Genomic DNA, 21,639 nt, shown 5'->3' with positions numbered 1-21,639 from the left:
CAAGCGATAGGACAGGTTCATCGTGTTTGCCAGCATTTGCCGCAGCGTTACACGGACCGTCGAAAGCGGTTTGCAGTTGCCCGTTCACGGTGCGATAGGGCCGATTCTGGCGCGCGGCCGGTCGGCGATTCTCGACCGCAAGCCCCACCGGATGGATCGATGGATGGACGGTTTGAGGGTTAAAAGCGCTTATCTGCTGCTGGGAACGGCGTTGCTGGCGGCCAACGCGGCCCCGGCAATGGCGGCCGATCAACGCGTGTGCACGCGCACCAGCCATCTGCTGGGCGAAAACATGACCTTTCATCGCCAGGATATCGTGCACTATGCCGATGATCAGGACACCGCGCAGGGCGCAAGCGGGCTTCCGTCCGAAAACGAGCAGGTGATCGAGTTCACCGCAGACCAGCTCGACTATGACAGCAATGCCGATGTGGTGACTGCCAAAGGCAATGTCCTGCTGATCCGTGCCGACCAGTCGTTGGTCGCCGACAGCGTCACCTGGGACCGCAAGTCGGGCGAAGTCCGCGCCGATGGCAGTGTGCAGATCACCGACCAAGAGGGCAACAAGCTCTACGGCGATTCGATCGAGCTCACCGAAACGATCCGCGACGGCGTCATCGAGAACATCCTGGTCGTGCTCGACGCCGGTGGCCGCATGGTCGCCAGCCGCGGCGTGCGCGATGACGGCGTGATCACGCTGGAAAATGCCGCGTATTCCGCCTGCCTTGTCGAAACGCCCACAGGCAAGCCCAAAAACCCGAGCTGGCAGCTGCGCGCGATCAAGGTGGTGTACGATCCTGCCGACGAGCGCGTGCGCTATAAGGGAGCACGGCTTGAGCTGTTCGGGTTGCCGGTCATTCCGATACCGGGCCTGAGTCATCCCGTGGGCGAGGGCAGCGGGGGCGGCCTGCTCGTGCCCGATGTCCGGTTCAGCCGGGTCAACGGCATGCAGGTCAGCCTGCCATATTACATCAGCCTGGCCCCCAACCGGGACATCACCGTCACCGGATCGGTGTTTACAGAAGCCCTTCCGATGGTGAGCGCGACCTATCGGGCGCTTACCGACCGGGGGGCCTACCAGATCACCGGCTACGCCACCGCAGGATCCCGCATTCCGGTGGGCGTCGGCGGCATCGGTGCGACCAGTCAGAATGACTTCCGTGGCTATTTCGATGCCACCGGCCGTTTCCAGCTCGATGAGGCCTGGAGCGTCAGCGGCTCGATTCGTACGACCACCGATCGAACTTTCCTGCGCCGTTACGACATCAGCCGTGAAGACCGGTTGCGGTCGACGATCGAAGCCGAGCGGATCGGACCCAACAGCTATTTCTCGCTCGCCGGGTGGGCCACCCAGACGCTGCGGGTCAACGACCCGCAGGGCCAGGTGCCGATCGCGCTGCCGGTTGTCGACTGGCGGCTGCGGTTGCCCGAACAGGTCGCGGGCGGCAAGGTGGAGTTCCAGGTCAACACGCTCGCCATCGGTCGCACCGAAGGCCAGGATACGCAACGCGCCTTTGCACAAGCCCGCTGGGATCTGCGCCGGCTGACTGGCATGGGCCAGGAATTCACGCTGACCGCACTCGCCCGCGGCGATGTCTACAACAGCAGCGACAACGCGCTGACCAATACGCTGATCTATCGCGGCGAATCCGGGCTGCAGGCGCGCGCCAGCGGGTCGGTTGCCGCAGACATGCGCTGGCCGTTCGTCGGCGAAGCTTTCGGCGGCACGCAGGTGCTCAGTCCGCGCGTGCAGGTGGTTGCGACGCCCACGACCGGCAATCTTCAGGTGCCCAACGAGGATTCGCGGGCGATCGAGCTTGAAGACAGCAACCTGTTCGCGCTCAACCGCCTGCCCGGCTATGACCGAATAGAAGAAGGTGTTCGCGTCGTTTATGGCGTCGAATGGTCGCTTCAGCGCCCGGGGATGCAGCTCAACGCCGTCGTCGGGCAAAGCTACCGCTTCGACGATCAACGCGATTTCCTTCCCGAAGGCACCGGGCTTGGCAACCGCACGTCGGACGTGGTCGGCCGCGTCGATCTGAAGCTGCGCAACTTCATCCGCTACACCCACCGTTTCCGGCTCGACAAGGACAACCTCGCGGTACGCCGCAACGAAATCGATATCACGGTTGGCGGTCGGCAAACCTACGCCCAGATCGGCTATTTGCGGCTCAACCGGGACATCGGACCCGAGGTCGAGGATCTGCAGGATCGCGAAGAGCTGCGCGTGGCCGGGCGCGTCCGGGTTGCGCGCTATTGGTCGGTGTTCGGCGCGGCGGTGGTCGATCTGAGCAACGCGGAAGAAGACCCCCGGCTGCTATCCGACGGGTTCGAACCGATCCGCACCCGGCTCGGCGTCGCCTATGAAGACGATTGCCTTGAACTGGGCGTGACATGGCGTCGTGATTTCATCCCGGTCGGCGATGCCCAGCGCGGCAATACCTTTCTGCTCAGGCTGGCCTTGCGCAACCTTGGCTTTTGACCCCAAAGCGGATATTCACCGCCCCGCTCATCCGCGGTTAACGCTGGACGGGGCACAGGGTCGCTTTTCTCCATTCAGGAAGACATGAGCTTGCACGCATTGAACACCATCGCAATCCGTACCCGTCAGCTGGCGAAATCCACGCTGTTGCTGTCGCTGATTGCGGGGCTCGCCATGCCCGCACACGCCCAGTCGGTCAGCGACGATGCCGCCCCGCCGGAAACGTCGCTCGACGTGCCCGAAGGCCTGACGATCTTTGGCCAGCAGGACCCCAATGTCCGCCGCGCCACCGCCATCGTCAACAGCGAGATCATCACCGGAACCGATATCGATCAGCGCGTCGCGCTCATCCTGGCGGCCAACGATACGCCCGTCTCCGATGAGGAACGCGCCCGTCTCAGGCTGCAGGTGCTGCGCAACCTGATCGACGAGACGTTGCAGATCCAGGAAGCCGCCGCCAACGACATCACCGTTGACGAGAATCAGGTCGAGCGGACCTATGCCCAGGTCGCGTCGCAGAATTTTCGTCGTGAAACGTCTGCACTCGACAAGTATCTGGAGGGCATCGGCTCATCATCCCGTTCGCTCAAGCGTCAGATTCGCGGCGAACTTGCCTGGCAACGCCTCCTGGGACGCAACGTGACGCCCTTCATCAACGTCTCCGAAGACGAAGTGAAGGAAGTCATAGAGCGGCTGAAGGCGGCAAAAGGCACCGAAGAGTTCCGGATCGGCGAAATCTATCTTTCGGCCAATTCGCAGAACCGCGCCGAAGTTGAACAGAATGCCGCGCGCATCGTCGAGCAGTTGCAGCAGGGCGGATCGTTCGTCGCTTATGCCCGCCAGTACTCGGAAGCATCGACCGCAGCCGTCGGCGGCGATCTGGGCTGGCTGCAGCTTGCACAGCTGCCCCCCGCGCTCGGCGCTGTCGCGCGCGACATGCAGGTCGGCCAGCTCGCCGGACCGATCGAGATTCCCGGCGGCTTTTCGCTGATGTACCTGATCGACAAGCGCCAGATCCTGACATCAAACCCGCGCGATGCGTTGCTCGGATTGAAGCAGCTTTCGATCGCGTTTCCAGCCGGCACCAGCGAGGCAGAGGCTACCCGGCGCGCATCGGACTTTGCCAGCGCCACCCGCGCGATCAAGGGCTGCGGATCGGCCGATGAGATCGCGGCCCAGCTTGGTGCCACGGTGACCAACAACGACCAGGTCCCTGTCCGCGACTTGCCTGCGCCGTTGCAGGATACGCTGCTGGCGTTGTCGATCGGCGAGGCGAGTCAGCCTTTCGGATCGGTCAAGGATGGCGTGCGCGTGCTGGTGCTGTGCGGCCGCGATGACCCGCAGGCCGAGGGTGGCCCCAGCGCCGAACAGCTGATGGCGAACATGGAGGAAGAGAAGGTCAACCGCCGCGCACAGATCTATCTGCGCGATCTTCGCCGGGATGCGGTGATCGAGTACAACTGATGCGATCGTCGGACATCGTCCCGGCGTGAACGCGCTGCTGGCCATATCCGCCGGTGACCCTGCCGGAATCGGCCCCGAGATCATCGGGAAAAGCTGGCAAGCGCGACAGGCTGAAGGGCTGCCCGCATTCTTTGCGATTGGCGACCCACGTGCTTTTGCCAGCGTGTGGGATGGCCCTCTGGCCGTCATCGATACGCCATCGGACGCGCTGGAACATTTTGCCACCGCCTTGCCGGTGCTGCCGGTGATCGACAGCGGCGCGGTCGTGCCGGGCCAGCCCGATCTCGATGGCGCGCGCTGCGCGCTGCAGGCGCTGGAGATGGGCGTCGGCCTGGCGCGCGCAGGCACCGTGCGCGGCATCGTCACCGGTCCGATCTCCAAGATCCAGCTGCAGAAGGTCGGGTTCAACTTTCCCGGCCAGACCGAATTCATCGCCGAAGCCTGCGGTGTCGCACGCCAGAATGTCGCGATGCTGCTCGCTGGGCCATCGCTGCGCGTCGTTCCGATCACGGTGCATATCGGCATAGCGGATGTTCCCGCAGCCCTGTCGATCGAACTGATCGTCAACCGCGCCCGCGCCGCCGCCAAGGGCATGGCGCGCAACTTCGGGATCGAGAAGCCCCGGCTCGCCATCTCCGGGCTCAACCCGCACGCGGGCGAGCAAGGCAGCATGGGCCGCGAGGAGGCCGATATCATCATTCCAGCGATCGACATGCTGCGCGCCGACGGGTTCGATGTCGCCGGGCCGCTGCCGGCCGATACCATGTTCCACGCTGCCGCCCGCGCGCGCTACGATGTCGCCTTGTGCCAGTATCACGATCAGGCGCTGATCCCGGTCAAGGCGCTGCACTTCGATGACGCGGTCAACATGACGTTGGGCCTGCCGATCGTCCGCACTTCGCCCGATCACGGCACCGCCTTCGATATCGCCGGCCAGAATCGCGCCAGTCCCAGTTCGATGATCGCCGCGATCCGGATGGCAGGCGCGGCGTGGCAGCACCGACAGACCTACGACGGCTGATGCGCAATCCGGTGACTGCATTGCCCCCGCTGCGCGAGGTGATCGCGCGCCATGGGCTTGCCGCAAGCAAGGCGCTCGGTCAGAATTTCCTGCTCGACGAGCAGTTGCTCGACCGGATCGCCGCGGTCCCGGGCAACCTCGATGGCGTGGACGTGCTGGAGATCGGACCGGGTCCCGGCGGGCTGACCCGGGCGCTGCTGCGCGCGGGGGCGAACGTCACCGCGATCGAACGCGACCGTCGCTGCCTGCCCGCACTCGCCGAACTGGCCGAAGCCTTTCCCGGCCAATTGACCGTGATCGAAGGCGACGCGCTCGAGCTGCCACTGGCCGAGGTCATGCCGGGTGCGTGCCACATCGTTTCCAACCTGCCCTACAATGTCGGCACGGCGCTGTTCATCGGCTGGCTGGGCGGCAAGAGCTGGCCGCCGCAATGGCTGTCGCTGACCTTGATGTTCCAGCGCGAGGTTGCCGACCGCATCGTCGCGGATACCAATGCCGATGCCTATGGCCGTCTTGCCATTCTCAGCCAGTGGCGCTGCCATGCAAAGCTTGCGATGAAGGTGCACCGCAGCGCCTTCACCCCGCCCCCCAAGGTCATGTCGGCAATCGTGCACCTCACCCCAGCGCCGATGCCCGAGGGCGTCGCCCCTGCCCGGCTTGAAGCGCTGACCGCGGCCGCCTTCGGCCAGCGCCGCAAGATGCTGCGGCAGAGCTTGAAGGGTCTGCCGGGCGCTTTGCCTGCGCTGGAGGCTCAGGGCATCGACGCGTCACGCCGGGCCGAGACGTTGAGCGTCGAGGACTTCGTGCGGGTGGCGAAGGCAATGGACGCAGGATAAGACGCGGGCCTCGTGCAGCACTGCGATTCCGGCACAACCCCCTTCCCTTTCCCGGTGCGTGCGTTAGCATCCTCCGAAATCCGCCAGCAGCCCGGCACCAGACACGGGCGCGGCAGACCGGACGAGGAGCTTGAAGCATGTACGATCTGATCATTCGCGGCGGCACGATTTATGATGGGCTGGGCGGCGCGCCTTACATCGGCGATATCGCGATCCGCGGCGATACCATCGCGGCGATAGGCACCGTCACCGGCAGCGCGGCCGAGGAAATCGATGCCAGCGGCCATATCGTCACCCCCGGTTTCGTCGATATCCACACCCATTACGACGGCCAGGCGACCTGGGATGACGTCATGGCGCCGTCGGCCTGGCACGGCGTGACGACGGTGGTGATGGGCAATTGCGGCGTCGGCTTCGCGCCTGCCGCGCCCGACAAGCATCAGTGGCTGATCGGGCTCATGGAGGGCGTCGAGGACATCCCCGGAACCGCCTTGGCCGAGGGCATGACCTGGGACTGGGAGAGCTTTCCCGAATATCTCGATTCGCTCGAAAAGCTTCCGCGCACGATCGATATCGGCACGCATGTGCCGCATGGCGCGGTGCGCGCCTATGTGATGGGCGAACGCGGCGCGGCCAACGAAGAGCCGACCGATGCCGATATCGCCGCGATGTCGCGCATCGTCGAGGATGGCCTGCGCGCAGGCGCTCTGGGCTTCTCGTCCTCGCGCACCGTGCTGCACAAGTCGATCGACGGCGAGCTGGTTCCCGGCACCACCGCGACCGCCAAAGAGCTGATCGGCATCGGACGCGCGATGGGCAATGTCGGCTATGGCGTGTTCGAGATGGCCTCGGACCTCGTTCCCGAGTGGAACGAGTTCGACTGGATGACCGCGTTGTCGAAGGAAACCGGGCTTCCGGTAACCTTCGCGATGCTGCAATCGCCGATGAAGCAGATGAGCTGGATCGAGCAGATGGCCGCGTGCGAAGAGGCCAACCGCACCGGCGGCCATGTCGTCGCGCAGATCTCCCTGCGCGGCACCGGTGTGGTGATGAACTGGCGCGGTACGGTGCACCCGTTCGTCCAGCGTCCCAGCTGGCGTGCCATCGCCGAGCTCCCATGGGACGAGCAGCTTGCCAAGCTCAGGGATCCCGCCTTCAAGGCGCAGCTACTCGCCGAAGAAAGCCTGCCGCCGCCCTCGCCCGATATCGCCGCATTGTTCATGCTGGTGACCGCCGGCTTTGCGCTGCAGTTTCCGATGCACGACGATTTCACCTACGAGCCGACCCGCGCCGACAGCATCGCCTTGATGGCGGATGTGGCTGGCAAGGACGCGGCGGAATATGCCTATGACGCGCTGATGGCGGATGACGGCAACGGCTTCATCTATCTGCCGATCCTCAATTATCAGGACGGCAACCTCGATTTCATCAAGGGCCTGCTCGAGCGCGACGACACGGTCGTGTCTCTGTCGGATGGCGGCGCGCACTGCGGCACGATCTGCGATGCCGCAGCGCCGACCTTCCTGCTGAGCTACTGGGCGCGCGACCGCAAGGCAGGCACGATCCCCGTCGAGCTGGCGGTCAAGCGGCAGTGCCATGATACCGCGCGGCTCTATGGCCTCAACGATCGCGGGGTGCTCAAGCCCGGCTATCTCGCCGACCTCAACATCATCGATCTGCCCCGGCTGCGCCTCAGCCGTCCTTGGCTCGCCTTCGACCTGCCAGCAGGCGGCAAGCGCCTGCTGCAAAAAGCGGAAGGCTATGCAGCGACGATCAAGTCGGGCGAGATCACCTTCCGCAACGGCGAGGTGACGAAGGCGCGTCCGGGCGGGCTGATCCGCGGTCCGCAGAACGTCGAGCAGAGGGTCGCCGCGGAATAGGCGGCGCCCCCCCAATCAGAACGGCTTGACCGTGCCCAGGAAGCAGATGCCCGCGATGGTGATCCAGTAGACATAGGCCATCATCCGGCCATAGCCGATCTCGCGCTCCAGCGCGGCTTCCTGTGCGGCATCCGGACCCAGCGCCAGCGCGCGAAATCGCGTGGTCCAGCGCCGCATGATCCAGCGCAGGCCGAGGCCGATGCACAAGGTAAAGCCGTAGAGCGTCAGCTTGGCAGCATACCAGCGCACGCCCTCGCTTGCCTCGAACGGGCCACGGCCCAGCAGCGAGGAGATGCCGGTGATGAAGATCGCCGGGATGAGCAGATAGCGGATGGCTTCATCCGCTTTGGTCAGCTTGATGCCAAGATCGGTTTCGCGTGCGAAAAACGCCCCCCAGCACAGCCCCAGCCAGCCTAAGACGAATAGCCACATCGCGGTAAGATAGCCGCCGCCGAAGGGCTGAAGCCCATAAATATGCCCCATATGCAACCCCAGCGGCAGCAACAGAATGATGCCGGTGCGCGCCAGGATATCGATGCGATACGCCGTTTCCATATGCCGTTTGCGCTCATCGAGCGACAGATGGCGGTTGGTGACGTTGTAGCTCGACTGGAACACCCCCCATTCGCCGCCCAGCCAATAAACCATCGCCAGGATATGCACCCAGCGCAGCACCAGCACCTCTTCGATCACGTCATTTCCTCCACCCCAAATTCGTTTTGGCCCCGTCGCACCTCAGCGCGCGGACAGCGCGTGGACAATGTCCAGGATCGGCGGATCGGGATTTTCCATCGCCTCGACCTCCTGCTGGAAACCACGCATGATCCGCGCGATATAGGCGCGCGTATCCTCGCCGCGCGCCTGCCCGGCAGCATGATCGGGCGCATAATCCTCGACATCGCTGCGTTTCAGGCTTCCACCGGCTTCCAGCAATCGCTCGACGGTATCGAGCCGCTCGCGTGTAGCGGACAGCTCTGCTGCCAGCGCCAGCGTCAGCGAGTACAGCCGATCAACCGCCGGTTGATCGAAGAACGCCGGGCGGCGGCCTTTGGCACGCGCGCCCGCCCGGGTGATCCAGTCCAGTCCCTCGGTCACGCAGCCATCTCCTGTTCACGGCCAGGTTTCCATGCGCCATAGGCATGCCAGATTGCAGCGCGGCCATAATCCTCGGCCGCGCCATCGGGCGACGGCGGGAAGATCGACGGGTCAACCACCGCGCGCACGCCGATGGAGAACTGGTCTGCTTTGCCGAAGCCTGCCTCCTCCATCACCTGCTCCATGCTCACCCCATGCATCGCCGACCAGAATGGCTCATTGTTGTTGAACGCGTCCCAGTCGCGCAGGAACTGTTCGAACAGCGGCATATCCGCCCCGTATTGTGGCTGCTCGACATGCAGCATCAGCCCGCCGGGCTTGAGCACCCGATAGGCTTCGCGCAGGATGCGGGGCATCGAGGCGGCAGACAGTTCGTGCAGGAACATCGTGGTTTGCACCCAGTCGAAATGGCCGTCGGGAAAACGTGAGAGGTCCTCGCCATTGGCTTGGACGAAGCGGATATTCCTCACCCCCAGCCCCGCCGCCCGCGCCGCGCCGTAACGCAGGCTGGGCGCAGCGGTATCGATCGCGATCACCTCTGCCTCGGGAAAGCCCTGCGCGATCGGAACCGCGTTGTGGCCGACGGTGCAGCCGATATCGAGGATACGGCGCGGCGACCAGCCTGGCCGGTTGGCCTTAACCCAGGCGACCACCGCCTGCCCGCCACCATCGTTGAGCGCACCCAGCGCGCCGCCGGTGGTCGCAAACAGCCCGACATCATAGTTCGCGCCGACGGTCACGTCTCCGGGGCGCTCCTCGCCGTGATAGCCGCCGGGCTGGCAGTGGATGTCGACACAGGTCTGATAGTCCGGCTGCTCGATCGCCGGATCGAGCTCAAGCTGGCCGGAATGCTCGTTGAACTGGCGTGCCTGCGCGTCGAGCTCGTCCAGCTGGCGCAGCACCGCCTGGCGGCCGTTCATCTGGCGCATTTCCATCGCGTTGCGCTTGAGCGCCGACCATGTCCGGTGGAAGGGATCCAGGTTCATCGCATCGCGGATTTCATCACGATGCTGGGGATCGCGGCCATGCTCGGAACGGAAGGCCGGCAGCACCCGGCCTTCATAGGCCAGAGCGTTGCCGCGCCCCAGAGTGCCCGAGATATAGCGGTTGAAATGGGTGAGAAAATTGAACCTCGCAGCCTCGTCGTGGCGGGTGCGCGGCATCATCGGGTGGCGGGTCAATGCCGTATAGGCAGGCGGCAGGTTGTGCGTCATCGTGTCGGGCCTTTCCAAACAAGCCTGTCACGCTGCGCGCTCGGGCTTTCGGGCTCACCAGTCTGTCGGGATCGCGCTGGCGACAGTCAGCGCCCGACCGATCTGACACGATAGTTGTATGGACAAATCTGCACCCAGGATTTGATCCTGATCAAATTTTCAGCAAGAAAGTGACACGTACCCGTGCCTTTGCGCGCCGCGCCGCTTGAAAAAGGCGCGCTCAAGGCAGGACCGGCTTGGCGCCTGGCACGTCTACTTGTCGGCTGCGCGTCCGCTCCAGTCGCGCACGGCGGCGTCCAGCACGGTCATCGGCATCGGCCCGGAGGTCAGCACCAGATCGTGGAAGCCGCGCACATCGAACGCGGCACCCTGCGTCTCGCGGGCCGTCTCGCGCGCCGCGACGATCGCATTGGCACCAACCTTGAAGCTGCAGGCCTGACCAGGATACACCGCATAACGGGTCACCTCGCGATCGGTCGCCTCGGCCTGCTCGCCCGCATTCTCGACCATCCAAGCGACAGCCTGTGCCTTCGTCCAGCGATGATGGTGCAGCCCGGTGTCGACAACGATGCGCGCCGCGCGGAACAGGTTCGACTGCAGATAACCGATCCGCCCGAACGGATCGTTGTCATACACCCCAAGTTCGTCGGCGACCTGCTGCGCATAGAGCGCCCAGCCCTCGGTATAGGCGGAGAAGCGAACGATGCGGCGGAACAGCGGCAGCGCAGGAGCATGCGCGAGCAAGCTGGCCTGATAGTGGTGACCGGGAATGCCCTCATGATGTGTCAGCGTTGGCAGGCGCCAGGTGACGTGTTCGCCGGGGTTCTTGAGGTTAAGCGAATAGACGCCGGGACGGTCCGGTCCACCTCCCGAATAGAAAGCGCCGGGCGCACCCGCTTCGATCGTCGGCGATATCCGGCGCACGACGATCGGATTGATGGTCTGCGCGTTGAACGCGCCGGGGAGCAGCGCCTTGATCGTGTCCAGCTGTCCGGTAGCCAGCGCCAGCAGCTTTTCGCGTCCGGCATCGTCGGCGCTGACGCGGAACCGCGCATCGGTGTTGAGCGCCGTGACCCGATCGATCACGCTGCCCTTGGTCAGTCCCTGAGCGCGCAGCAGCCCGTCGATTTCGGCGGTTATCGCGCGGCATTGCTCCAGACCGATGCGGTGCAATTCGGCAGGAGACGTGTCCACGGTCGTGTTGGCGCGCACTGCGGCGGCGTAATAGGCATCGCCATCGGGCAGCTTCCAGACGCCGGCGCGGTCGTCGGCCTGCGGGGCCAGAGCCTCCAGCGCAGCGATCTGGCGGCTGAGCGCGGGCTGGATCTGATCGCGAAAGATCGCGAACGCGCGTTCGGTGACATCGCCCAGTTGCTGCGCGCGAATCCGCTTGAGAGCAGGCGCGATCAGCGCAGACTCGCCCGGCGCGACATCGCGCAGGCCCCTGATCTGAGCGATGGTCCGCACCAGCACGAAATCGGGCGGGATGACGCCGATCCCTGCGTCATGACGAATACGCTCGCTTTCCTGGGTGATCGCCACAGCAAAAGCCGACAAACGGTTGAGCCAGGCTTCCACATCGTCTGCGGTGTCGATCGGATGACGACTGCCGATGAAATCGGGCAACCAGTAATAGGCGCCGTTCATCTGGCTGACGACATAGGGGCTGGGGCGCAGATTGCCGTCGACATAGCCATAGCGGCCCAGCAGATCGGCCAAAGTGTCGTAGACGTAGCGCGCGACCGCGTGGTCAAGCCGGGCACGCGGCGACAGGGCCGCGACATTGATGCCGTCCAGATCGGCAAGTGCCGCCCGGATCGCTGCGCGATCGGTGGCCCGCGCGGCCATCGAGCGATCGTCGAGCCGACTGCGCAGCCCGGCGTTGGTGCCGATGTCGAAATCGCTGCCGGTGGCCTCTTCGGGCGATCGGCGCAGATAGGCCTCGCTGTGCCTCTGCAGCAACGCCTCAAGCGTGCTATCGGCGCTGAGGCCCTGCGCCAGCAAGACGCTTGGCACCATACCCGACAGGCCGCCCGCCGCGGCCATTCCCATGAAGCCCCGGCGATCGATCATTGTGCTGCTCCAAAATGCTGTTGGGTCCTGCTGTGCAATAGAGGATGGGGACGGCCGCGACCAGAGCCGTCCCCAAGGCGATGTCAGAACTTGTAGCCCAGGCTTGCGCCAAAGACGCGGAACGAAGGTTCGACCTGAACACCGCTATAGAAGGCTTTCTCATAGGCGTTGGCGTAGAAATCGGCCTTGAACAGGTTCTCGACGAACACCACCGCGCGGATATTGTCGTCCTCGATCCCCAGACGCAGATTGACGTTGTGATAGCTCGGGCTCTCGAACGGTTCGCCGGCGACATTCTGGTAGAGATAGTAATACGGGTTAGAGATCATCGCCGCGCGATAGCTCCATTCCGCGCGGGCAAAGCCTTCGAAGCGATCGCCCAAGGGTACGGTATACTGGGTCTGCGCGCCCAGCGTCCAACGCGGCGCATTGGTGAGCTCTTCGCCAGAGACGTCGATCACGATTCCGTCGATCAGCGCGTCGGGATAATCGACATATTTCGACTTGTTGTAGCCGACATTGCCGCTGAGGTTCCAGTTGTCGGTCAGCCGCGCATCGAAGCTCGCTTCGACGCCATAGCTTTCGGCCGACGCCGCATTGGCGATACCGCTGACTCCGCGCAGCAGCCCGGTCGCCGGATCGATGAACTGGAAGCGGATGGTCTGCTGAACGTCCTTCCAGTCCATGTAGAACGCGGTGATGTCGACCCGCAGCCGGTTGTCGAACAGGTTGAACTTGGTGCCGAGTTCATAGTTCCACAGGATTTCTGGCTCGAACTCGTTGGTCAGCGCGGCGCTGTTGGTGGTCTGCGTGCCGCCCGACTTGAAGCCGCGCGACGCGGTGGCGAAGATCATCAGGTCCGAATTGGGCTTGTAGGTCAGCGTGACCTTGGGCGACAAATCCTCGAAGTCGGCCACGCGGTCGTTGTTGCCGGTGATCACGGTGTTGGACCGCGTCTGCGAGACGTTGGTCACCTTTTCCCAGGAATAACGCAGGCCCGCGGTGGCGGAGAACTGTTCGGAGAAGTTCAGCGTGCCCTGGGCGAAGATCGCGAAATAGCGGCTCGAGCTGTCGCCATCGGCACCGGTGACCTCAAGCCCGTTGCAATTGCGCGCCAATGCGGCGGGGCAAAGCGGGCTGTCGGCGCCATGGAAGGTCGACTGATCGCTGACGCCGCTGTCCTTGCCCAGCGATGTCCCCAGGCTCCAGTCGAGGAACTGGGTGCCAGTCGATTGCAGGCGAAGTTCGCCGCTGGTCGATTTACGGCGAAGCTTGAGGTCCTCATAGAAGAAGTCGCGGCTGCCGCCATCGACATCCCCGAAGTTGAATACGTCGGATACCAGATGCCCGCCCACGGCGGTCATCTCGACCGGTCCGAAATCCCACACCGCTCGCGTGCTGAAATATTCGAACTTGCTGCCCACGCTCTGCGGGCGGTTGAAATTCACACGGTTGTTGTTCTGCGGGAAGAAGCCGACGCCATCGGGATCGGCGATCAGCCCGGCCGCACGGCCATAATAGACCGATGCCCAGGTGCGCGTGACAAAGCCGGTCGGAACGCCATTGCGCATACCGACTTCTTCATCCGAATAATTGTAGAGAAAATCCCAGGTGAGATTATCGATCGGCGTGAAGCGCAACTGGACGCGACCGGTGTAGTATTCGCTGTCATTGCCGCCGCCGATCGCATTGATGTTCTTGATATAGCCGTCCGACTTTTCGTACTGGCCCGAGGCGCGCAGCGCCAGCACGCCAGGAACGATGGGCACGTTGATCACACCCTGCGCGCGCTTGGTATCAAAGCTGCTGTAGCCGATTTCGACTTCGCCTTCGAAATTGTCGACCGGCTTCTTGGTGATGATGTTGATCGCACCGCCGACGGCATTGCGGCCGAAGTACGTGCCCTGCGGCCCGCGCAGCACCTCGATGCGCTCGAGATCGACGATCTGCGGGTTGCTCGTGCCTGCCGCAACGTTGAATTCGTCGACGTAGAAGGCATAGCTCGACTGGCGGACGTCGGCATAGGGATTGAGCTGGTTGGAGATCCCGCGGATCGAAAGGTCCTTGCGGTCGCGCGATCCGTTTGACTGGAAACTGACATTGGGCGTGAGCGCGAAATAATCTTCGACGCTCTGGATGTTCTGGTCCCTGATCGTTTCGGCGCTCACCGCAGTGATGGCGATCGGCACATCCTGAAGGCTCTGCTCGCGGCGCTGCGCGGTGACGACGATGTCGCTGTAGCCGACCGCGGTTTCAGCGTCCTGCGCGTAGGCCGGGATCGCCGTCAGGCCTGCGATCATCGCTGTCGCAGCGACGCTGATGGTGAAGCGGCCAATACCGCGCGTTTGAAAAGTGCCGTGTGTCATGTCAAAACCCCCTCTTCACCGGCGGTGGTATCCGCCGGTTCAAATGATCCAATCCTCTCCGTAGTCGCAGCTTTAGGGCGTCAATCCGTCCAGCACTGGGCATCGAGCGGGTCTTTGCCCGCCTCCAGCGTGTGCCTAACCAGAACGATCGAAGCGATTTTGCCGCCCTTGAGTTCGGCGTGGCCTGCAGCCAGCGAACAGCCTGTCTTGCCGTCACGGCGCGAGCGGATGACGTGGTAGGTGTACACGCGGTCCTTGGTCTCGAAGACGTCCTTGAACGGCACGACGATCTCGACATCACCGCCGCCGGACTGGATATTCTGGAAATGGGTCGCCCACTGGTCGACACCGTTGATGACCGTGCGGCCTTCGAGCACCAGCGTGGCTTCCGGCGTGAAGAATTTCGAGAAGTTCTCAGGGGTGTAGGCACCGGGCGTCTTGAACGCCTCATTCCACCAGATGAACATCTTGGAGACAACATCGGTGGCTGGCTTCTCTTGGGCCATAGCCGGAGTGGCGAGGCCGAAAGCAGCGACGATGGATGCGACGAGCAGCGTTTTCTTCACGTAAGGCTCCCTGTAATTTTGTTGCTTGATCGGCGATCTATTATGCGTGCCGTTGCGTGAAGTGTCCGTCAGTTGGAGCGTTGTTTCAACAACATTGTAAATCCACTTTCGTTGCGCTGACTGCAAACTAAGCATGGCGTCGGGACCGCAGGTCCAAGATGTTGGGATCCCAGGGCAAACCCGACCCGCTCCGATGACGTCAAAGCACGTTGCTTATCAATCACTTGCTACCAGCCCGAACCGCAGCCTGCACAGCGTGCCAGGATCACCGCTGCCAATCGTCGCGAATCACTTTGCCGCCCTTCATCACGAAGCCGACGGTCCGCAGAGCAGAGATATCGGCGATCGGATCAGCGTCGAGCGCTACGATATCGGCATAATATCCCGTCTTGAGCGTCCCCACCTCGTGATCGACGCCCAGCATGCGTGCCGGTTCGCTGGTGGCGGCGCGCAGCGCCTGGGCCGGGCTCATTCCGGCGTCGACATAGATTTCCGCCTCGCGGATCGTCGCCGTTGTTCCTTCATTGGGCTCCCAAGGATATTGATCGGTCCCCAGCGCGATGCTGACACCCGCGGCAATCGCATCGCGCAACGACTGGATATGCGCTTTGCCAACCGAATCCACCCGGTCGAGATACCAGGGCGGCGAGCCGATCTTGCGGTAAAATTCCTTGGCCCCGCTTTGCGATACGACGATGGTCGGAATGTACCAGACGCCCTTCTGCTTCATTTTTCTGAGCACCGGCGGTGTCAGGAAATATCCGTGTTCGAACGCGTCGATTCCGGCATCGATCGCGACTTCCGATGCGATCGGTGATCCGGTGTGACCGGTCACCTTGACGCCATTGCGATGCGCCACCTCGATCGCCGTCGTCAGCTCGGCATCGGTGAACGGCGACGCGCCGATATCGCCGTGCGTGTCCGATATGCCGCCCGATATGCCGAGCTTGATCCATGTCGCGCCGGCCTTGACCTGCTCGCGGACGGCGCGGGCGAACTCTGCCGGGCCGTTGACCTCGGTCTTGCCATGCCCGCCGGTGGCGACGATCGAGGACCCGGCGGTGTGTATCCTCGGGCCATCGAACAGCCCCGCGTCGATGGCGCGCTTGAGGGTGAAATCGACACCCGCATCCGATCCGGTGAGACGGATGGTGGTTACGCCCGATCGCAACGACTTCTGCGCATTGTCCAGCGAACGGAGCACCATGGAATCTGGCGTTTCGTTGTAGATGCGTGAAGCCCCAGGCAGGTTCAGCGCCAGATGGACATGCATGTTCATAAGCCCGGGGATCAGCCATTTGCCATCCATCGGGATGACCTTGGCACCGGCCGGAATGCTGGTCGTCGCGCGCGGCCCGATAGCGATGATGCGCTCGTCCTCGATCACCACCACCGCGTCGCGGACCGGCGCCTTGCCATTCAGATCGACGACACTGCCGCCGACCAGGGCGATAGTTTTGGCAGACGCAGGCCCGGCCAAGGTGACGCACAGAGCGGTGAAGGCATACAGCGCATGTTTCATGGTGATCCCCATATCTGACCGGTTCAACGGACGACGGTCTCGGGCGCGGTGTCGTTGCGATAGATCACCCCGCCCTTCATCACGAAGTCGAGCGTGCGCAGCGCCGAAATGTCTTTCGTGGGGTCGGCCGCTACAGCGATGATATCGGCATATTGTCCCGCCACGATGCGCCCGACAGATTTGTCCACGCCCAGCATCGCCGCCGGGCGGATGGTTGCCGCCTGCAGCGCCTGCAGATGCGTCATGCCCGCTTTCTGGTACAATTCGGCTTCGGCCACGGTCGCGGTGGTGCCGCCATTGGGCTCGAACGGAAACTGGTCGGTGCCCAGCGCAACATTGACGCCCATGCGGATCGCCTTTTGCAGCACCGCCCAATGGTCCTTGCCGGTCGAGGCCACCCGCTCCAGATACCAGTCGGGCGAGCCGATCTTGCGATAGAATTCATACGCGCCCGGCTGGCTGACGACGATCGTCGGCACCAGCCAGGTGCCCTGCTTCTTCATCTCGGTCAGCACCTCGTCGTTGAGATGATAGCCGTGCTCGAAACAGTCGACGCCGAACTTGAGCGCCTGCAGCGCCGCCTCGGAAGATCCGTTGTGCGCTGTCACCTTGACGCCGTTGCGATGGGCAACCTCGATGATGGTCGACAGCTCTGAATCGGTCATGGGCGCAGCGGAGATATCGCCATGCGTGTCCGAAATTCCGCCCGAGATCGCAATCTTGATCCAGCTTGCCCCGGCCTTGATCTGCAAGCGGGCCGCCTTGCTGAGTTCTGCGGGCCCATCGGCCTCGAGTGAGCCATGGCCACCAGTGGGAACAATCAGTTCGCCTGCGGACTCGATCCTCGGGCCGATCGCCTGCCCCTTGCCGATCGCGCGCTTGAGCATGAAATCGAGACCGCGGTCCTCTGCGGTCAGGCGCACCGTGGTGACCCCGGCAAGCAATGTGCGATGCGCATTGGCGGCCATGCGCAAGGCCTGTTCACCGTCCTTCTCGTTCATCAGCTCGGCGCCCTCGGCGCCGGGCAGCTTCAGACCGAAATGGACATGCATGTTCATCAGGCCCGGCACCAGCCACTTGCCGTCCATCCGCACGATCTTCGCCGACGGCGGCACCTCGATGCTGGCAGACGGTCCAACCCGCACGATTTTCTCGCCCTCGATCAGCACCACCGCGTCGCCGATGGTTTTTCCGCTGTCGACATCGACCACAGAGCCACCGACCAGCGCCGTCATCGCAGGCGTCTCGGCCGGTGATTGCGCTGCAAGCGGGGCTGAGCCCAACCCCAGAGTTGCGGCTAAGGCCGCCAGAACATGCGGTCGATTCATTTTCGGGACCCTCCAGAGGTGTGTGGCGCCAAGCCTGATGCAATGGCTGTGGAAAACAATGCACAAGATCGCGCAAACTCGTTGCGCTATGCGCAACGTAACATCAATAAGCCTACGCAAAAGACAACGGTAATCGATACATTTCCCCGATTTTGCGAGCTTTTGGATCAATCAGCCGGAATTTCTGAGGCTTGGTTCTCCGGCTTGCATTATTGCGGCGGTGCGACACGATCAGCAACAAGCGAAAAGCAAATGGGGACCCGTCATGCAAAGTCCGTCTATCCAGTTTACACGCCGGACGCTGATCGGCGCGATGGCAGCCAGCGCGCTGACCCCGTTGCCCGCGCGGGCGCAAGCCGCGCCCGCCTCTCAGGCCTTGCGCGCGCTGCTCGAACGCAGCGAAGCGGCCGATGCCGCGCTTAACCCTTTGCGCGCGGCGCGCACCGGCAAGACCCAGGGCCCGCTGTTCGTCGATCCGCTGGGCGATGACTATGCCAGGGCGTTGCGCGCCAACAAGGCGGCCGCCTTGGCGGAGCTTCAGGCAATCGATCGCGCGAGCCTGCCCGAAGCCGATCGCATCGCCTATGACGTGTTCGACTATCAGACCCGGCAGACGCTCAGCCTGTTCGAGACCGGGCTGTTCGAGGTCCAGCGCATGGCGCCGCTCAACCCGTCGTTTGGTCTGCACATCGAGTTCCCCGATTTCCTGTCCAGTGGCGCGGCGCCTTTCGCAACGCCTGCGGACTATGATGCAGCCTTGGTCCGGATCGATGGCTTTGTCGGGTATATGGACAGCACTGTCCGCCGCCTCCAGGAAGGGCGTGCGCAGGGCTATCTGCAGCCCAAGGTAATCGTCACCAACGTGCTCGCGCAGGTCGATGCGCTGCTGAAGCTGCCGATCGAGCAGAGCCCTTTCTGGAGCGGGATCACGCGGCTGCCGGACACATTTGCGCCCGAGGACCGCGACCGGATCATCGCAGCCTTTCGCGCGGCAGTCGAGGGCAAGGTCTATCCCGCCTATCGTGGCTGGGCGACCTATCTGCGCGACACCTATCTTCCCGATGCACCCGAGGCGCCGGGGCTTTGGGCGATGAAGAACGGCGATGCGCTGTATGCCTGGGATCTCGCCCGGCACACCACCACCACGCGCTCAGCGGACGACATCCACCGGCTCGGCCTGTCCGAAGTCGCACGCATCCGGTCGGAAATGGAATCGGTGCGCGCCAAGGTCGGCTTCGAGGGTGATCTCAAGGCGTTCTTCGAACACGTCCGCACCGACCCGCGCTATTATTGCAAGACGCCTGAGGAACTGCTCGCCCGGTTCGAAGCCATCGAGGCGCGAATATGGCCCGCGATCCCGCGTCTGTTCCATGCGCGGCCCAAGGCGCCGTTCGAGGTCCGCCCCCTGCCCGCGCTCGGCGATCAGCGCGGCACCGGTTACTATCGCGTTGGCCCGCCCGATGGTGTCTCGCCGGGCATCCTGTTCTTCAACATGTCGATGCTCAATACCCGGCCGATTCCCACACTGGAGACGCTGACCCTGCACGAAGGCATTCCGGGCCACCATTTCCAGCTGACTCTGGCAGCCGAAAATGCCGATCTCCCGCCGCTGCTGCGCCACGGACAGGCGACCGCCTATACCGAAGGCTGGGGGCTGTATGCCGAATCGCTGGGCTCCGAGCTCGGCATGTTCACCGATCCGATGCAGCTGTTCGGTCACCTCGACATGGAAATGCTGCGCGCGGTAAGGCTGGTCGTCGATACCGGGCTGCACGCCAAGCGCTGGGGACGGCAGCAGGCGATCGATTACATGCTCGACAACACATCGATGGCGCCGCGCGACGTGGTGGTCGAGATCGACCGCTATATCGCTTATCCCGGCCAGGCCTGCTCGTACAAGATCGGCGAACTCAAGTTCCGCGAGTTGCGCACCGCTGCGACCAAGGCACTGGGGCCCAAGTTCGACATCCGCGATTACCACCATCAGGTGCTCGCCACCGGGGCGCTGCCGATGGACGTTCTCGACGCGAAGATCCGCGGGTGGATCGCTGCCGGGGGCGGGAAGGCCTGAGCATGACAGCCGCTACCCCAGCCGTATCGCGCCGCCATCGCTGGCTGTTGCTCATTCCCTTCCTCTGGCAGATCGGCGGCATCCCGCTGGTCAACGATATCGCCTGGCGTCCGTTTTCGCTGCCGTTTCCGATGGTATGGCAGATGACAGGTATCGTGATCACGTCGCTGGTTATCGCCTTCATCTTCTCGATCGACAGGCGGCATCCGGAATTCGAAGGTCCGGATGATAACGCGTCGGATACAGGTAACGCAGCATGATCCTGGCGCTGACCCTGGCCGTTGTGCTCGGCACGATGGCGGGCGCTCTGCTGTCCGCCCGGCGGCATGCCAAGGCGAAGACACTGGCCGACTGGGCGGTAGGCGGGCGTCGCTTCGGCGTCCTGGTGTTCTGGTTTCTGAACGCGGGTGAGATCTACACCACCTTTGCAGTGCTGGGCATATCGGGCTTCGCCTGGGCGCACGGCGCGCCGGCGTATCTCGCGCTGACCTCGGTCTCGCTGTCGGCGACGATCGGCTATTGGCTGATGCCCAATATCTGGAATGCAGGCCGCAAGTTCGGGCTAGTCACGCAGGCCGATTTCTTCGCCAGCCATTACAACGCGACCTGGCTGGGCGTGGTGGTGGGAATCGCCGGCATCGCTGCGCTGATCGTCTATGTCCAGATCCAGATCGTCGCGCTCAGCCTGATCGTTCGGATGACCTTGGGGCCGGAGGTGTCCACGGTCGCTGCGGCGGTTATCGCAGCGGTGGTCATGCTCGTCTTCGTGTATTTCGCGGGGCTTCGGTCCGCCGCGTTCGCCGCGGGCGTCAAGGACGTGCTGATGGTGGTGATCGTCATATCGCTGTGCATCACGGTCGCATCGAAGGTCGGCGCGGCCTCGATGCTCGACGTCTATCGCATGGCGCAGGACCAGTATCCCGGCATTGGGCGACTGCCGGGGCTTCAGCCCGAAGCCGGGCTCTCGACCGTCTGGCTGATGACCGCCGCGCTCAACGTCGCCCTGGGCAACTGGATCCTGCCGCACCTGTTTCAGCTGTGCTTTTCTGCGGGCACCGAAGCGACGATCCGGCGCAATGCGATCTGGCAGCCCCTGTACTCGCTGTCCTATTTCTTCATCATCCTGCTAGGCCTGGCGGCGTTGCTGGCGGGGACCCAGCCCGAGGGCGGCGACACCAATGCGGTGCTGCTGCAGTTCGTTTCGGACCGCTATCCGCCCTGGGCGATCGGCATCTTTGCCGGGACCGCATGTCTGCTGGCACTGGTTCCGGGATCGGTGCTGCTGCTGACCGCGGGGTCGATCTTCAGCCGCAACATTCTCCTGCCGGTGATGCCGACGCTCTCCGACCGCGCGTCGCTGCTCGCGTCGCGGCTGTCGATGATCGTGTTTGCCGCCATCGCGGTGTGGCTGACCCTGGGAGGATCGCGATCGCTCGTCGAAATCGGGCTGTCGGCGTATGCCGCGATCGGCATGCTGGCGCCGGGCGTATATTTCGCCTTTCTGTGGAAGCGCGCGCATGCCTGGGGCGTGCTCGCAGGGATCATCGTCGGCTATTGCGCTTTGCTGCTGCCGCAGGCGCAAACGCTGTGGACCGCGCTGCTGCCGGGTTGGGACCATGGCCTGGTGGCGATGGCAATCAACGCCGCGGTGACCGCCAGTGTGTGCCTGGCATGGCCGCGGCGCCCCGCCCTCACCCCGCAGCCCGCCTGAAGACTGTCGT

General features: G+C 63.7%; 16 protein-coding genes. 8 read left to right on the top strand and 8 right to left on the bottom strand.

Annotation, left to right across the window (positions count from 1 at the left end):
• Nucleotides 1-163: 163 nt before the first annotated feature.
• The 5 genes from QUV11_RS04975 (at nt 164) to QUV11_RS04955 (ending at nt 7,683) form a co-directional block, all read left to right on the top strand.
• Nucleotides 164-2,482, top strand: coding sequence for an LPS assembly protein LptD (locus QUV11_RS04975; protein ID WP_300880860.1), 2,319 nt, complete (start codon nt 164-166; stop codon nt 2,480-2,482).
• Nucleotides 2,483-2,656: 174 nt separating this feature from the next.
• Nucleotides 2,657-3,946 (top strand): peptidylprolyl isomerase, encoded by a 1,290-nt coding sequence (locus tag QUV11_RS04970; protein WP_300880866.1) that lies wholly within the window; start codon nt 2,657-2,659, stop codon nt 3,944-3,946.
• A gap of 25 nt (nt 3,947-3,971) precedes the next feature.
• Nucleotides 3,972-4,967 carry a 4-hydroxythreonine-4-phosphate dehydrogenase PdxA gene (gene pdxA, locus QUV11_RS04965; RefSeq protein ID WP_300880859.1) on the top strand — a complete coding sequence of 332 codons (996 nt, stop codon included), beginning with the start codon at nt 3,972-3,974 and terminating at the stop codon, nt 4,965-4,967.
• Nucleotides 4,968-4,978: 11 nt separating this feature from the next.
• Nucleotides 4,979-5,803 (top strand): 16S rRNA (adenine(1518)-N(6)/adenine(1519)-N(6))-dimethyltransferase RsmA, encoded by an 825-nt coding sequence (rsmA, locus tag QUV11_RS04960; protein ID WP_300880858.1) that lies wholly within the window; start codon nt 4,979-4,981, stop codon nt 5,801-5,803.
• A gap of 137 nt (nt 5,804-5,940) precedes the next feature.
• A complete protein-coding gene (locus tag QUV11_RS04955; RefSeq protein WP_300880857.1) occupies nt 5,941-7,683 on the top strand; it encodes an amidohydrolase family protein in 1,743 nt (580 codons plus the stop codon).
• A gap of 15 nt (nt 7,684-7,698) precedes the next feature.
• Here the strand turns inward: QUV11_RS04955 and QUV11_RS04950 are convergent, their stop codons facing one another.
• From QUV11_RS04950 to QUV11_RS04915, 8 genes are all read right to left on the bottom strand, one after another.
• The gene (locus tag QUV11_RS04950) at nt 7,699-8,376 is read right to left on the bottom strand and encodes a hypothetical protein (RefSeq protein ID WP_300880856.1); all 678 of its coding nucleotides are present in this window, start codon (nt 8,374-8,376) and stop codon (nt 7,699-7,701) included.
• 42 nt (nt 8,377-8,418) lie between these two features.
• Nucleotides 8,419-8,778 (bottom strand): hypothetical protein, encoded by a 360-nt coding sequence (locus QUV11_RS04945; protein WP_300880855.1) that lies wholly within the window; start codon nt 8,776-8,778, stop codon nt 8,419-8,421.
• Complete coding sequence (locus tag QUV11_RS04940; protein ID WP_300880854.1) at nt 8,775-9,992, bottom strand: class I SAM-dependent methyltransferase; 1,218 nt, start codon at nt 9,990-9,992, stop codon at nt 8,775-8,777. Before QUV11_RS04940 ends, QUV11_RS04945 begins: the two co-directional genes overlap by 4 nt.
• Before the next feature lie 252 nt (nt 9,993-10,244).
• Nucleotides 10,245-12,065, bottom strand: coding sequence for a DUF885 family protein (locus QUV11_RS04935; RefSeq protein WP_300880853.1), 1,821 nt, complete (start codon nt 12,063-12,065; stop codon nt 10,245-10,247).
• A gap of 83 nt (nt 12,066-12,148) precedes the next feature.
• Nucleotides 12,149-14,431: a TonB-dependent receptor gene (locus QUV11_RS04930; protein WP_300880852.1), complete on the bottom strand. Its 2,283-nt coding sequence runs from the start codon at nt 14,429-14,431 to the stop codon at nt 12,149-12,151.
• Between the two features lie 80 nt (nt 14,432-14,511).
• The gene (locus QUV11_RS04925; protein WP_300880851.1) at nt 14,512-14,997 is read right to left on the bottom strand and encodes a hypothetical protein; all 486 of its coding nucleotides are present in this window, start codon (nt 14,995-14,997) and stop codon (nt 14,512-14,514) included.
• Nucleotides 14,998-15,262: 265 nt separating this feature from the next.
• Entirely contained in the window at nt 15,263-16,519 is a 1,257-nt protein-coding gene (locus QUV11_RS04920; protein ID WP_300880850.1) for an amidohydrolase family protein, read from the bottom strand.
• Between the two features lie 23 nt (nt 16,520-16,542).
• Nucleotides 16,543-17,847: an amidohydrolase family protein gene (locus tag QUV11_RS04915; RefSeq protein WP_300880849.1), complete on the bottom strand. Its 1,305-nt coding sequence runs from the start codon at nt 17,845-17,847 to the stop codon at nt 16,543-16,545.
• 265 nt (nt 17,848-18,112) lie between these two features.
• On the opposite strand from QUV11_RS04915, the gene QUV11_RS04910 reads away from it, so the two are divergent.
• The 3 genes from QUV11_RS04910 to QUV11_RS04900 are packed head-to-tail and all read left to right on the top strand — an operon-like array spanning nt 18,113 to nt 21,629.
• The gene (locus QUV11_RS04910) at nt 18,113-19,918 is read left to right on the top strand and encodes a DUF885 family protein (protein WP_300880848.1); all 1,806 of its coding nucleotides are present in this window, start codon (nt 18,113-18,115) and stop codon (nt 19,916-19,918) included.
• Nucleotides 19,919-19,920: 2 nt separating this feature from the next.
• Nucleotides 19,921-20,178 (top strand): DUF3311 domain-containing protein, encoded by a 258-nt coding sequence (locus tag QUV11_RS04905; RefSeq protein WP_300880847.1) that lies wholly within the window; start codon nt 19,921-19,923, stop codon nt 20,176-20,178.
• Nucleotides 20,175-21,629, top strand: a complete 1,455-nt coding sequence (locus tag QUV11_RS04900) for a sodium:solute symporter (RefSeq protein WP_300880846.1) — start codon at nt 20,175-20,177, stop codon at nt 21,627-21,629. The genes QUV11_RS04905 and QUV11_RS04900 overlap by 4 nt, the downstream gene beginning before the upstream one ends.
• Nucleotides 21,630-21,639 lie beyond the last annotated feature (10 nt).

It is taken from the genome of Blastomonas sp., from assembly GCF_030373265.1.
In the GTDB taxonomy this organism is placed as follows: domain Bacteria; phylum Pseudomonadota; class Alphaproteobacteria; order Sphingomonadales; family Sphingomonadaceae; genus Blastomonas.
Note: the sequence above shows the minus strand (reverse complement) of the source record. Positions and strands in the feature narration are given on the sequence as shown.